The sequence below is a fragment of the Marinobacter goseongensis genome (assembly GCF_023156235.1).
Taxonomy (GTDB): Bacteria; Pseudomonadota; Gammaproteobacteria; order Pseudomonadales; family Oleiphilaceae; genus Marinobacter; species Marinobacter goseongensis.
Genome location: NZ_JAKZAI010000006.1, coordinates 174454 through 188872, shown reverse-complemented (window position 1 = coordinate 188872; position 14419 = coordinate 174454). Strand labels below are relative to the sequence as shown.

Here is a 14419-nt window from a genome sequence, read left to right as displayed (position 1 = left end):
CAAATACTTCCCTGATTTAATGGGCGGGACAGAAATGGGTGTACTGTGTTGATATAAATCATAGCCAACCCCTTAACAGCTGACCACGTTTCCGTTACAAACTCGGTCGTCAATCGATTTCAGGGACGGCGCCCTCGCCGATTACGCACAACACCACAAGGACCGCACACTATGAGCAGCCCCAAACCCAGTACCATCCGTGTCGGCCGTCGCTACCGCGCCAATCGCCTCGACGGCCCTTACGACGCTGTTGTGATCGGCTCCGGCATTGGCGGGCTAACCACCGCCGCCTGCATGAGCAAGCTGGGCAAAAAAGTAGCGGTGTTCGAGCAGCATTACACCGCCGGCGGCTTCACCCATAGCTATGACCGCAATGGCTATGAATGGGACGTGGGCGTGCACTACATCGGCGATGTGGGGGCAGACCACACCCTGACCAAGCGACTGTTCGACCACATCACCGACGGGCAACTGAAATGGGCTCCGATGGACAGTCACTTCGACCGGATTTTCATCGGCGATCGCCATGTGGATCTTGTGGCCGGCCCTGATCAGTTCAAAGCAGAACTGCTCAAAGCCTTTCCGAATGAAGAGCAGGCCATCGACACCTATCTGATCTATCTTAAAAAGGTGGCCAAGGCGATGCCGGGACTGGTCATCGGAAAGGTGCTGCCGGATCTGGCCGCTGGCCCCCTGCGCAAGCTGGTGAACCGGGCCGCGCCGTCATTCCTCAACCGCCCCACCCGTGAGGTGCTGGAGGGGCTGACCAGCAATCAGGACCTGATCGCCGTGCTGACCGGCCAATGGGGTGACAACGGCCTGCCACCGGCGGAATCCAGCTTTATCATCCACGCCCTGATCGCACGCCATTACCTTTACGGCGGGTATTACCCCATCGGAGGGGCTTCGGAGATGGCCAAGACCATCATTCCGGTGGTCCAGCAGAGCGGCGGCGAGGTGTTTACCTACGCCGACGTCACCGGAATCCTGATCGAGAAAGGCAAGGCGGTCGGCGTGCGCATGGCGGACGGCGAAGAAGTCCGCGCCCCGCTGGTGATCAGCAATGCCGGCGTGTTCAACACCTTCAACAAATTGTTGCCGGACTCCGCGCCACACCGGGACTATTACCAGCAAAAGCTGACCACTGTGGAACGCTCCATGGCCAGCAACTGCCTGTATATCGGGCTGCAGGATACCGCTGAGAACCTCAAACTGCCGAAGACCAATTACTGGATCTACCCGGGCCCCGACTACGAGAAGCACGTCAGCGATTTCATGGTGAAGCCGGAAGATACCGACATTCCGCTGACCTACATCTCCTTTCCGTCTGCCAAAGACCCGAGCTTTGCCGAGCGCTATCCGGGTCGGGCAACGATTGAGATTGTCGCTCCGGGGCCTTACGAATGGTATGAAAGCTGGGCGGACAAAACCTGGGGCAAGCGGGGCGAAGATTACGAAGCGCTGAAAGAAGCTTACGCGCAGCGACTGCTGGCCAAGCTTTACGAGAAGTTCCCGCACCTGGAAGGCAAGGTGGATTATTACGAGCTGTCTACGCCGCTGTCCACCGACTATTTCTGCCGTTACAGCAAAGGCGAGATTTACGGCCTGAACCACACCCCGAGCCGCTTCGAGCAGGACTGGCTAAAGCCCAAAACCCGAATTCCCGGCCTGTACCTGACGGGCCAGGACGTGATGACCTGTGGCGTAGCCGGGGCGATGATCGGTGGGCTGCTGGCCACCGTTGCGGTCAGTGGCCTCAAGGGATTGCCGTTGGCAAAGAAGATGTTCGTGGGCTGACCCCGGTTACTCGTCGCCTTCTTCAGCGTCACGGCGGCGCTCCTGGCGCTCCCACTCTTCCTCTTTGGCGGCGTCGATGATTTCCATCAGTTCATCGACGTTTGCCGCTACGTCACTGTGCTCGAAGCGCCCCGTCAGTTTGCTGTCCGGGTGCAACCGGCCGGCCTCATAGAGCGCCCAGATTTCCTTGCCGTAATCGGTCTTGAGCAGTTCCGGCGCAAAGCGCCCAAAGTAGCGGCGCATGTTATCAACGTCTCGCTCCAGCATGCGCTCCGCGTTGTTATTGCCGGCGGCATTCACCGCCTGTGGCAGATCGATGATCACCGGGCCGTTGCGATCCACCAGCACATTGAATTCCGACAGATCGCCGTGGATAAGTCCGGCGGACAGCATGCGGACCACCTCAGCAACAATCTGGGCGTGATAATCTCGGGCCTGCTCCGGCAACAGGGTCACGTCGTCCAGTCGCGGTGCCGCCTTGCCTTCTTCGTCCGCCACCAACTCCATCAGCAGCACGCCGTCTACAAACCCCAGGGGCTCCGGCACCCTCACGCCCGCCGACGCCAACCGGTATAGCGCGTCGACTTCGGCATTGAGCCAGGCGTCTTCCTGCTCCTTCTGGCCGTAGCGGGTTTTCTTGCTCATGGCCCGTGCCCGCCGACTGTTGCGCACCTTGCGGCCTTCCTGATATTCCACAGCCTGTTTGAAGCTGCGCTTCTGCGCCTCCTTGAACACCTTGGCGCACCTCAGGATATCGCCACAACGCACAACGTACACCTGCGCTTCCTTGCCACTCATCAACTGGTAGAGCACTTCGTCCACCATGCCATCATCGACAAGGGGCTGTAATCGCTTCGGTACTTTCATAACACTCGCTTAGACACACCATAGATTGCGGTGATCATAGCATTCCCGCTTCACAATGCCGACAGCAGGTCCGCCCGTTGCCCACTCACACCCCGAGCCGGTCCCGCAGCGCGTAATACCATGCGCCAATCGCGGTAAACGGCACCCGCAATGCCCGCCCGCCGGGGAACGGGTAATGGGGCAGGCTGGCGAAGGCATCGAAGCGCTCGGCCTGGCCCTGAATGGCCAACGCCAGAGTTTTGCCCGCTACGTGGGTGAAGGTCACGCCATGGCCGGAGCAGCCCTGGGAGTAGAAGACGTTGTCGTTCAGACGACCCATTTGCGGCAGGCGTGACAGCGTCAGCAGGAAATTACCGGTCCAGGCGTAGTCGATCTTGACACGGCCGAGCTCCGGGAACGTTTTCAGCATGTTGGGGCGCACCAGCCGCTCGACGTTGGCCGGGTCGCGGGCGCCGTACACCACACCGCCGCCGTAGATCAGTCGCCTGTCGCCAGAGAGACGATAGTAGTCGAGCAAATAGTTGCAGTCCTCCACACAGTTGTCTGCGGGGAGCAGCCGATTAGCGAGATCGTCGTCCAGTGGCGCGGTCGCGATGATCTGCGAACCGCAGGGCATGGATTTGGCCCCCAGTTCCGGCACCAGCCCGCCCAGGTAGGCATTGCCCGCCAGCACCACGAACTGTGCCCTGACCTCACCGTCCCGGGTTTTCACCCTGGCCGGCTCGCCAGGGATAATCCTGATCACTTCCGAATGCTCATGAATGACACCACCCCGGGATTCCAGCGCAGCCGCCTCGCCCAACGCCAGATTCAGGGGGTGGATATGCCCGCCCGTATGGTCAATGGCACCCCCTTCATAGCGATCGGTGCCGATACGGTCGCGGATGGCTTTCCGATCCAGCAGCTCAAGCTTGTCATAGCCGAACCGACGCCACAGCGCCTGCTGGGATTCGAGGTGCCCCAGCTGGCGCGAATTCAGTGCAGCAAAAATACCGCCTTCTTTCAGATCACAGCGAATGCCGTAATCCTTCACCCGCTGCCGGATGATCCGGCTGCCTTCAAAGGCCATCTCTGCCAGCAAGCGCAGGTGATCCGGGGCGGACTGGCGTTCGATGGTATCCAGGTCCCGGCTGAAACTGTTGACGATCTGACCGCCATTGCGCCCAGACGCACCCCAGCCTACCGTCACCGCCTCCAGCACGACTACCCGGAAACCTGCCTCTGCCAGAAACAGTGCGGTCGACAAGCCGGTGTAACCGGCACCTACCACACAGACGTCGGCCTCAATGCTGCCCTGCAGGGCCGGGCGTATCGGTGCCCGATTCGCCGAGGCGGCATAGTAGGACGGAACCGGTGGATGCTGGGTCATTTGGATGGCGCCATAGAGGATCAGGAGAGGTTCGTGAGGCGGCCGGAAACAGCGGCCGCCGACGCCAGTTTATGCCAGGCCCGAACATTCGGGAAGACACGTTCTTCTACCTATATCAGAGACCGGGATTGGCCCCGCAAGTGCTGCTATGATGGCTCAATTCCCTTGCCTGCGAGGCAGCCATGACCCAGACCAACCCTTCCGCCTCCCCCGCCGACCTGGCCGGGTGGCAAGCCCTGGCAAACCAGCTTGCGTTCGAGAATCGCGCCTATCTCAACGGTGATTACCAACCAGCGAGCGGAGGCGAAACCTTCCCGTGCATCAGCCCGCTGGACGGCCGCGAACTGACCCGGGTGGCCAGCTGCAATCAGGCCGATGCCGACCTTGCCGTTGCTGCCGCCAGAGAGGCCTTCGACAGCGGCGTGTGGAGCCGGTTGGCCCCGACCCAACGCAAGGCTGTGCTGCAGCGTTTCGCCGACCTGATCGACGCCCACGGCGACGAACTGGCCCTGCTGGAAACCCTGGACATGGGCAAGCCCATTGCCCACGCCCGCACGGTGGATGTGCCGGCCACCGCACGGGCCATCCGCTGGACCGCGGAAGCCATCGACAAGGTGTACGGCGAACTCGCTGCTACCCCCCATGACCAGATCGGCATGATTTCCCGCGAACCCATCGGCGTGGTTGCCGCTATCGTGCCATGGAATTTCCCGATGATCATGGCCGCGTGGAAGATTGCCCCGGCCCTGGCCACAGGTAATTCGGTGGTCCTCAAGCCCTCGGAAAAGTCGCCGCTCAGCGCTATTCGACTCGCGGCACTGGCTCACGAGGCCGGTATCCCCGCCGGGGTATTCAACGTGCTGCCGGGCTTTGGCCACACCGTGGGCAAGGCGCTGGCCCTGCACATGGACGTGGACTGCCTGGTGTTCACCGGCTCCACCAACGTGGCCAAACAGCTGATGATCTACGCCGGCCAGTCCAACATGAAGCGGGTGTGGCTGGAAGCCGGCGGCAAAAGCCCGAACATTGTTTTCGCCGATGCCCCGGACCTGAAAAAAGCCGCCGCTGAAGCCGCCAGTGCCATCGCTTTCAACCAGGGAGAGGTCTGCACCGCAGGCAGCCGGTTGCTGGTGGAAAACAGCATTCGCGCCGAGTTCATCGGTCTGATCCGTGAGGCCCTGACCACCTGGCGACCCGGCCATCCCCTGGATCCGGGCACGACCTGTGGCGCCATCGTCGATCAGGCCCAGCTGGATCGCATCATCGAGTACATCGGCATCGGCCAGACTGAGGGCGCCACGCTGGTGGAAGGCGGCCAGCGGGTGATGCAGAACACCGGTGGCCTGTTTGTTCAGCCAACGGTGTTTGACGGCGTCAGCAACGGCATGCGCATCGCCTCCGAGGAAATATTTGGACCGGTGCTGTCGGTGATCGGATTCGACACCGCCGAGGAAGCCGTGGCCATCGCCAACGATTCCATCTATGGCCTGGCAGCCGCGGTGTGGACGTCAAATATCAACACCGCCCACAAGGTGGCCAAGGCACTGCGCGCCGGCAGCGTGTGGATCAACCATTACGACGGTGGCGACATGACCGCCCCGTTCGGTGGCTTCAAGCAATCGGGCAACGGCCGTGACAAGTCCCTGCACGCCTTCGACAAGTACACCGAGCTCAAGGCCACCTGGCTGCTCATTGAGTAGCCGATACTTACACGGTGTGCAGGTACCAGAGGTATTCAAGATCCGAGATAGTCATCTCGAACTCGTTCAGTTCGTGTTCCTTACAGGCCACGAATACATCCAGGAACGGACTACCGAGATACTCGGCCATCACGGGCGACTGCCCCAGCTCCCGCAAGGCATCCCGCAGGTTGTTCACCAACGTGGCTTCGTGCTGCTCGTGGGCATTACCCACGGTGACCGGCGGCGGCTCAATCCGGTTGGTAATGCCGTAGTGCATACCCGCCAGTACAGCGGCCATCAACAGATAGGGGTTGGCATCGGCGCCCGCTACCCGATGCTCGATACGCAGAGCCTCCGGATCGCCGCCTGGCAGGCGTAAGGATGCCGTGCGGTTGTCCACGCCCCAAGTGGCGGCACTGGGCACGTAGTATTCCGGGCTGAAACGGCGGTACGAATTGATGTTCGGGCAAAACAGCGCCATGGCGTCGTTCATGGTGGCCACCAGCCCGCCGATGGCCCAACGCAGCATGTCATTGGGCTGCTCCGCATCCCCGGCGAACACGTTGCGACCGTCCCCGTCGACCAGGCTCACATGCAAGTGCATGCCGCTACCGGCCTGGTTGTGGTAAGGCTTGGCCATGAACGTGGTGTCCATTTCGTGGTCGTACGCCATATTCTTGATCAAACGCTTGAGCAGGGTGGCGTGGTCGCAGGCCTGAACGGCATCATCCACGTAATGCAGATTCACCTCGAACTGACCAGGCGCGGATTCCGCCACCAGGGCGTCGGCCGGCAGCTCCTGTTCGTGAGCGGCATCCAGAACATCCGCCAGGAATTCCGCGTATTCGTCCAGATCGTCAATGGAATAAGCCTGGGTACCCGCCGGGCGTTTACCGGAAATAGGCGACTTCGGCGGCTGGGGGCGACCGGCCAGGTTTTCCTGATCAATCAGGTAAAACTCAAGCTCAAAGGCGGCCACCGGGGTCAGCCCCAGATCTGTAAATCGCCTGACGATGTTCTGCAGCACCACGCGCGGGTCCGCAAAAAACGGCGTATCCCGGTCCAGCTCGTACATGGTGAGCAGTAACTGGGCAGTGGGTCGCTTCTGCCAGGGTTCCATGGTGAGGGTGTCGGCGATCGGCAGGCACACGCGATCGGCCTCGCCGATGTCCAGACCCAACCCGGTTTCCTCAACCGTGGTGCCCTGAATATTGAGCGCAAAGATCGACGCCGGCATGGCCACGCCCCGCTCGAACACCTTGGCCAGCGCCGACGGGTCCACCCGTTTGCCCCGAACAATGCCATTCATATCCGGAATCAGCAGGTCAACAAACTGCAGTTCGGGGTGCGCCTGAAGGAACGCGTCGGCGCTCGCAAAACCAGAACCCATAAGAAAAGCCTTCCACAACTCAAACAGGCCTGTGGCGAGGAGCCGGCACAGGGGTGTTCAACGCTTCTTTATCCTGTTTTCCAGGGCAATTTGCAAGATAGGGATATACCACAAGCGCCGGCAACGGCAGGGTTTCCGCCTACCAAACCGTTACCCGGTCGGGGCCTCTCGTCACCAAACGGTCACGGCAACGTAACGCCCTGCTCTGATAGTGAGCATGCAGTACACTTCATCGCATAGGGAGCTTGTTATGAAATTACACGCGTTACTGACACTGGCACTGCTGGCCGCGATCTTCTCCGCCGCCGGGGCTGCCCCAGGCGGGCACGGCAAGGGCGAGAACTGGGCGCCACCGGGCCTGGAGGACTGGCAGAACAAGTGGCCAAACTTAGACGGCAAACCTCACCGGGGCAAGCGCCAGGTCCATCTGGGACCCAGGCCTCTTTGGCTGGTGAACGACATGGACGAGGGCCCATTGAAGGAGACCCTGCAGTCCTGCCAGGGCAAGAATTTCAAACCCACGGATTTCTCCATTGGTCACCGTGGGGCGCCGTTGCAGTTTCCCGAGCACACCCTTGAGTCCTACGTGGCGGCAGCGCAAATGGGCGCGGGCATTCTTGAGTGCGACGTGGCCTTTACCAAAGACCGGGAACTGGTCTGCCGCCACGCCCAGAACGATCTTCACACCACCACCAATATCGTCGCCATCCCCGAGCTGAATGCCAAATGCACCCAGCCATTTGTGCCGGCGGATCCGGACACCGGGACCGAAGCACAGGCCGAATGCCGCACCAGCGATCTCACGCTTGAGGAGTTCAAATCTCTGGAGGGCAAGATGGATGCCTTCAACCCGATGGCCACCACGCCCGAGGACTACCTCAGGGGCATCGCCGACTGGCGCACCGAGCTGTACAGCAGCCGCGGCACCTTGCTGACCCACCGGGAGAGCATCGAGTTGTTCAAGGCGCTGGGCGTGAAGTTCACCCCGGAGCTGAAAAGGCCAGTCGTGGAGATGCCCTTTGAGGGAGATTACAGCCAGCAGGATTACGCCCGCCAGATGATCCAGGACTACATCGATGCCGGCGTGAATCCCCGGGACGTCTGGCCCCAGTCATTTCTGCTCGATGACGTGCTGTTCTGGGTCAACGAGACCCCCCGTTTTGGCGCGCAGGCAGTGTTTCTGGACCAGGCGCCGCTGACGCCGGAGAACGCATCTCTGGCATGGATGGAAAATCTCTCTGCCCGTGGGGTGAAGGTGCTGGCACCGGCGCTGTGGAAAATGCTGACCCTGAACAGTCACCAGGAAATCGTTGCCTCGGAGTACGCCAGGAACGCCTCAGCCGCAGGCCTGGATCTGATTGCCTGGACAGTTGAGCGCAGCGGCCCGCTGGCCGCCGGAGGTGGCTGGTACCACCAGACCATCACCGACGCCATCAACAACGACGGTGATGTTTACACGGTGATTGATGTACTGGCCCGTGAAGTCGGTGTTATCGGCATTTTCTCGGACTGGCCGGCAACCACCACCTTCTACGCCAACTGCATGGGGCTTGCCGGTCGGGGTCGCTGACCGACGATCACCCTCGCCGCTCGGTGCGGCAGCGCACCGACACCGCAGTTACCACTGTGTGACTCTGACCAACACGCATGTCAGAAATGATTCGTGAGGAGTCACCGGTGGATCTCAAAAACGAACCCCGTCCTGGGCGTTTCTCCGGCACAGGAGGGCCGCGGAGATGGAAATACGGTTAGCAGAATTTATCCGGGCACACATTGAACCGATCCTTCAGGACTGGGAGGCGTTCGCCAGAACCATCCTCCATGCCAGACGGATGGACAAATCCGGGCTGCGGGACCACGCCAGGCTGATGCTCCTGGAGGTTGCTGACGATCTCGATTCACATCAGAGTGAGCGTGAACAGGCCGCCAAATCAAAAGGTCAAGGCCCTGTTAAAGAAACGGAGACCTGGGCCGAGGTGCATGGTGGAGACCGGCACACCAGCGGTTTCAGTGTGATGGAGACCGTTTCCGAGTTTCGAGCCCTGCGCGCGAGCGTAGTGGCACACTGGACCAGAGCATATCCGACCGTTGCAGGCCAACAGCTTGAGGGCCTCACCCGCTTTCATGAAGCCATAGATCAGGCCGTTGCCGAATCACTGGAGCATTACACCACCGCAAAAGAGATGGAAACCCGGTTGTTCGGTGCCGTGCTGGTGGCATCACCTGATCCGATCTGTGTGCTGAATGCAGAGGGCACATTCATTTATGCCAACGACGCCACCACCGATCTTTTGGCCCTGGAGCCCGGGACCATCATCGGAAAATCTGTCTTCGACCTCGGCTTTTCATTCGCCGCACAGTTCCAGCGCCGGCTACAGAAAGTGACTTCTGGCAAGTCCACCTATCGCGGCAAACTGGTCCACACGTTTGCGTCTGGCCAGGGTGAACGATTCGAGTACCTGCTGGCGCCCGTGCTGGACGATGATGGCAACACGGAGGCCACCGTATGCATGTTCCGCGACATTACCGAACAGGCCCTGGCGGAAGAGAAAATCTGGCACAACGCCCATCATGACCTGCTGACCGGCCTGCCCAACCGACGGCTGTTTCTGGACCGGCTGGAACAGGAGGTCAAACACGCGAAGCGCAGCGGCCTGCCGCTCGCGGTGCTTTTTATGGATCTTGATGGCTTCAAGGACGTCAACGACTCGCTCGGCCATGAAGCGGGTGACCGCGTGCTCTGTGACGTGGCGGGACGGCTGTCCGGCTGTGTGCGAGAGGACGACACCGTCGCCCGGCTGGGGGGCGATGAATTCACCATGATTCTCACGGGTGCCCGACATCAGAGCGATGTCTCCCACGTTGCCCGCCTGATTTTCGATGCGCTCGCCCTGCCCTTCCGCACGGGACCGCGCCCGGTTCATATCTCCGTCAGCATTGGGGTGTCGTTCTATCCCGGAGACGCTGACACTCCGGTGGCCCTGCTGGAAGCCGCGGATCAGGCCATGTACAGGGCCAAACAGTCCGGGCCCAACCAGACGTGTTTTTACCAGGCAGCGGCGAGGGCGGTCGTTTAGGGCGACTACGCACAACCCCCGACCTCCTGCCCTGAAATTTGTGTAGCGCACAGGGCATTCTCGTGATACATATCGCGCGAATACGGTGGGTTCTCTCTGTTCTTCACCGCCGTTTCCAGGACAAGCCTCAAAGGAGCCGCACTGCGGCCACCCTCAGCAGACCTGCACAACACCGCGTGCGTCCTGCACGCTTTGTATCCATCCCTTTTCAGTGAGGGACAACACCGATGTTGAAGTTGTGTAAGCCTAAGGCGCTCGCCGCCGCTATTGCTGTGTCACTGGGTGCGTCTTCTGCCGTCGCGGCGGAAGAAGTGCGTGTGTACAACTGGTCCGATTACATTGCCGAAGACACGCTGGAGAAATTCACCGCGGAAACCGGCATCAAGGTAATCTACGACGTTTACGACAGTAACGAGATACTGGAAGCGGCTCTGCTCTCCGGGCGCTCCGGTTATGACCTGGTGGTGCCCTCGAACCACTATGTGGCCAAGCAGATTTCGGCTCAGGCGTTCGAGAAACTGGACCCCACCAAACTGCCCAACATGGCTAACCTGAACCCGGACCTGATGGACGACCTGGAAAAAGTCGACCCGGGCAGCCAGTTTTCCCTGCCTTACCTGTGGGGCACCAACGGCTACGGCTACAACGAAGGCCGGATTCAGGAGGTTCTGGGTGACGACGCGCCGACCGATTCCTGGGCCCTGGTCTTCGATCCGGAAGTGACCGGCAAGCTGGCCGCCGGCGGCTGCGGCATCGCCATGCTGGATTCCGGCGAAGAAATGGTGCGCGCGGCCATGGCCTACATTGGCCTGGACCCGAACAGCGTCAACGCCGACGACATCAAGAAAGGCGGTGAGGTGATCAAGGCCATTCGCCCGAACATTACCTACTTCCACTCGTCCCGCTACATTGGTGATCTGGCCAACGGCGACCTGTGCGTGGCCGCCGGTTATTCCGGCGACATCCTGCAGGCCGCTGCCCGCGCTGAAGAAGCGGAAAATGGCAACGTAATCCGCTACACCATTCCGAAGGAAGGTGCGGTGCTGTGGTTTGACATGATGACCATTCCGGCCGGTGCGCCGAACGTGGAAAACGCCCACAAGCTGATGAACTTCCTGATGCGCCCGGACATCATCGCGGACGTGACCAACTATGTCTGGTACGCCAACCCCAACAAGCCCGCCAACGAGTTTGTGGATCCGGAGATCCTCAGCGACACCAGCATCTACCCCACCGATGAGGTGATGAAGAAGCTGTACATCATGGAAGGTCGGCCCCAGGACGTTCAGCGCCTGATGACCCGCACCTGGACCAACGTCAAGTCGGGTCGTTAAGGGGTGGATAACGGCCACAACACCTCCGCGCAAGCGGAGGTGTTACTCAGCATTCAGGGCATTTCCAAGAGCTTTGACGGCACGCTGGCCGTGGACAATGTGAGCCTGGACATCCACAAGGGCGAGATTTTCGCCCTGCTGGGTGGTTCCGGCTCCGGTAAATCCACGTTGCTGCGCATGCTGGCAGGCTTTGAGGCGCCCAACGCCGGGCGTGTGGTACTGGACGGCCAGGACATTACCGCCCTGCCCCCGTACCTGCGACCCACCAACATGATGTTCCAGTCCTACGCACTGTTCCCCCACATGACGGTGGAGCAGAACATTGCCATGGGGCTAAAGCAGGACAAACTCCCCAAAAGCGAGATTCGCGACCGGGTCGAAGCCATGCTGAAACTGGTCAAGATGGAGTCCTTTGCCCGGCGCAAGCCCCAGCAGTTGTCCGGTGGCCAGCAGCAGCGCGTGGCACTGGCCCGATCCCTGGCCAAGCGCCCGAAATTGCTGTTGCTGGACGAGCCCATGGGCGCGCTGGACAAAAAACTGCGCACCGAGATGCAGTTGGAGCTGGTGGAGATTCTGGAGCAGGTGGGCGCCACCTGCCTGATGGTCACCCACGATCAGGAAGAGGCCATGACCATGGCCAGTCGCATCGCCATCATGGCCCAGGGCCGTATTGCCCAGGTGGGATCGCCAATCGATATCTACGAAAGCCCGAACAGCCGCATGACGGCGGAGTTCATTGGCTCAGTCAATATCTTCGAGGCGCACATCCGGGAAGACGAAGCGGACAGCATCACGCTGACCAGTAACGCACTGGATGCACCGGTGTTCATCGACCGGGGTGTGACCACGCCCGCCGAAACCACCAGCACGCTGGTGGCCCTGCGACCGGAGAAGATCTACCTCACCTCCGACAAGCCCGAGGGCGACACCAACTGGAGCCAGGGCACGGTGGATAACATCGCCTACCTGGGCGATATCACCTCCTACTACGTCAAACTGGCCAGCGGTCAACGGGTGCAGGCCACCATGGCCAACGTGGAGCGCCGCGGTGAACGGCCGACCTGGGGCGACACAGTGTTTGTGTCCTGGGAAGCCTCCAGCCCTATCCTGCTGTGGAACTGACGCCGTGATCAACAAGCTGATGTCCACTCCATTCATGGAGCGGGTGCGTGCCCTGCTGTTCCACCGGCGCGTGGTGTTCGGTATACCGTTCCTGTGGCTGTTGCTGTTCTTCCTGCTGCCGTTTGCGCTGGTATTAAAGATCAGCTTCTCCTCGGCGGTGATGGCCATTCCGCCCTACCAGCCGGTGTTCTCTTTCGTCGACAACACTGTGTCGGTGGTGGTGAACTTCAGCAATTATCTCTTCCTGCTGTCCGACAGCCTGTACATCGCAGCATACTGGGGCTCGGTCAAGATCGCGTTTATCGCCACCCTGGTGTGTTTGCTGATTGGCTACCCGATGGCGTATGCCATGGCCCGGGCCTCGGCCCGCATGCAGCTGGTGCTGCTGTTGATGGTGATGCTGCCGTCGTGGACCTCGTTCCTGATCCGCGTGTACGCGTGGATGGGCATCCTCGGCAACCAGGGGCTGCTGAATAATCTGCTGTTGTGGCTGGGGGTGATCAGCGAGCCGCTCAAAATGCTCAACACCAACTTTGCGGTGGTGCTGGGCATTGCCTACGCCTACCTGCCCTTCATGGTGTTGCCCATCTACACCAACCTGGTCAAGCTGGACGTGCGCCTTCTGGAAGCGGCCTCCGATCTGGGCTGTCGCAGCCTGACCACGTTCTGGGCGATCACCCTGCCGCTGTCCAAGGCAGGCATCATCGCCGGTTCCATGCTGGTGTTCATCCCGGCGGTGGGCGAGTTCGTGATCCCGGAACTGCTGGGCGGGCCCGATACGCTGATGATCGGCAAGGTGCTGTGGGAAGAATTCTTCAATAACCGTGACTGGCCGGTGGCCTCGTCGCTCGCCATTGTCATGCTGGCGCTGTTGTTGGTACCGATCATCCTGTTCCACCGTTTCCAGGCCCGGGAGATGGAAAAACATGGTTAAGTCACGGACCTTCAGTTTTTCCAAAGTGATGCTGGTGCTGGGGCTGTTGTTCCTGTATCTGCCGATGCTGGTGTTGATCGTTTATTCGTTCAACGCCTCGCGGCTGGTGTCGGTGTGGGCCGGGTTTTCCACCCACTGGTACGGCGAACTGTTCCGCGACCAGCAGATTCTCTCAGCGGTGTGGATGAGCCTGCAGATTGCCTTCTACTCCGCCAGCATGGCGGTGTGCCTGGGTACCCTGTGTGCGTTCGTGATGGCCCGCTTCCAGCGTATGCCCGGGCGCACGTTGCTCTCCAGCATGATCACCGCGCCGCTGGTGATGCCGGAGGTGATTACCGGGCTGTCGCTGCTGTTGTTGTTCGTGCAGATGGCACAAACCATTGGCTGGCCGGCAGACCGGGGCATGGCCACCATCTGGATTGCTCACACCACCTTCTGCAGTGCCTATGTGGCGGTGGTGGTCAGTGCTCGTCTGCGCGAGGTGGACCGCTCGATTGAGGAAGCGGCCATGGATCTGGGCTGCACACCCCTGAAAACGTTCTTTGTGATCACCCTGCCGGTCATTGCGCCGGCGCTGGTATCCGGCTGGCTGCTGGCGTTCACCCTGTCACTGGATGACCTGGTGATTGCCAGCTTCGTGTCTGGCCCCGGCGCCACCACGCTGCCGATGGTGGTGTTCTCGTCGGTACGCATGGGGGTGTCACCCAAAATCAACGCACTGGCGGCACTGATCATTCTGGCGGTATCGCTGATCGCGTTTATTGCGTGGTATCTGATGCGCCGCAGGGAAAAACGACAAATGTCAGGGAGCTGAGCATTGAAACTGGCAGCCAGTCGGCTGCCAATC

Annotated in this window: 11 protein-coding genes; 8 read left to right on the top strand and 3 right to left on the bottom strand. The window is 60.6% G+C overall.

Annotated elements, in window-relative coordinates:
• Window positions 1-171: 171 nt before the first annotated feature.
• A complete protein-coding gene (locus MLC70_RS07485) occupies window positions 172-1797 on the top strand; it encodes a phytoene desaturase family protein (protein WP_248182662.1) in 1626 nt (541 codons plus the stop codon).
• 6 nt (window positions 1798-1803) lie between these two features.
• Here MLC70_RS07485 and MLC70_RS07480 read toward each other — a convergent pair whose 3' ends face one another.
• Both MLC70_RS07480 and MLC70_RS07475 read right to left on the bottom strand, forming a co-directional pair.
• Window positions 1804-2664, bottom strand: a complete 861-nt coding sequence (locus MLC70_RS07480) for a PA4780 family RIO1-like protein kinase (RefSeq protein ID WP_248182661.1) — start codon at window positions 2662-2664, stop codon at window positions 1804-1806.
• A gap of 85 nt (window positions 2665-2749) precedes the next feature.
• The gene (locus MLC70_RS07475) at window positions 2750-4033 is read right to left on the bottom strand and encodes an NAD(P)/FAD-dependent oxidoreductase (protein WP_248182659.1); all 1284 of its coding nucleotides are present in this window, start codon (window positions 4031-4033) and stop codon (window positions 2750-2752) included.
• A 182-nt stretch (window positions 4034-4215) separates the two neighbouring features.
• Here MLC70_RS07475 and MLC70_RS07470 point away from each other — a divergent pair, with 182 nt between their 5' ends.
• Window positions 4216-5733: an aldehyde dehydrogenase gene (locus MLC70_RS07470; protein ID WP_248182658.1), complete on the top strand. Its 1518-nt coding sequence runs from the start codon at window positions 4216-4218 to the stop codon at window positions 5731-5733.
• A 7-nt stretch (window positions 5734-5740) separates the two neighbouring features.
• On the opposite strand, the gene MLC70_RS07465 is transcribed toward MLC70_RS07470, so the two are convergent.
• Window positions 5741-7105: a glutamine synthetase family protein gene (locus tag MLC70_RS07465; protein ID WP_248182657.1), complete on the bottom strand. Its 1365-nt coding sequence runs from the start codon at window positions 7103-7105 to the stop codon at window positions 5741-5743.
• Window positions 7106-7355: 250 nt separating this feature from the next.
• Between MLC70_RS07465 and MLC70_RS07460 the strand changes: the two genes are divergently transcribed.
• The 6 genes from MLC70_RS07460 to MLC70_RS07435 all read left to right on the top strand — a co-directional run bounded on the left by MLC70_RS07460 (window position 7356) and on the right by MLC70_RS07435 (window position 14386).
• Window positions 7356-8675: a glycerophosphodiester phosphodiesterase family protein gene (locus MLC70_RS07460; protein ID WP_248182656.1), complete on the top strand. Its 1320-nt coding sequence runs from the start codon at window positions 7356-7358 to the stop codon at window positions 8673-8675.
• Window positions 8676-8841: 166 nt separating this feature from the next.
• Window positions 8842-10182: a diguanylate cyclase domain-containing protein gene (locus tag MLC70_RS07455; RefSeq protein WP_248182655.1), complete on the top strand. Its 1341-nt coding sequence runs from the start codon at window positions 8842-8844 to the stop codon at window positions 10180-10182.
• 227 nt (window positions 10183-10409) lie between these two features.
• The gene (locus MLC70_RS07450) at window positions 10410-11516 is read left to right on the top strand and encodes a polyamine ABC transporter substrate-binding protein (RefSeq protein WP_248182654.1); all 1107 of its coding nucleotides are present in this window, start codon (window positions 10410-10412) and stop codon (window positions 11514-11516) included.
• Window positions 11517-11519: 3 nt separating this feature from the next.
• Window positions 11520-12638, top strand: a complete 1119-nt coding sequence (potA, locus tag MLC70_RS07445; protein WP_248182652.1) for a polyamine ABC transporter ATP-binding protein — start codon at window positions 11520-11522, stop codon at window positions 12636-12638.
• A gap of 34 nt (window positions 12639-12672) precedes the next feature.
• Window positions 12673-13572 carry an ABC transporter permease subunit gene (locus MLC70_RS07440; protein ID WP_248182746.1) on the top strand — a complete coding sequence of 300 codons (900 nt, stop codon included), beginning with the start codon at window positions 12673-12675 and terminating at the stop codon, window positions 13570-13572.
• The gene (locus MLC70_RS07435) at window positions 13565-14386 is read left to right on the top strand and encodes an ABC transporter permease subunit (protein WP_248182650.1); all 822 of its coding nucleotides are present in this window, start codon (window positions 13565-13567) and stop codon (window positions 14384-14386) included. Before MLC70_RS07440 ends, MLC70_RS07435 begins: the two co-directional genes overlap by 8 nt.
• Window positions 14387-14419: the final 33 nt, after the last annotated feature.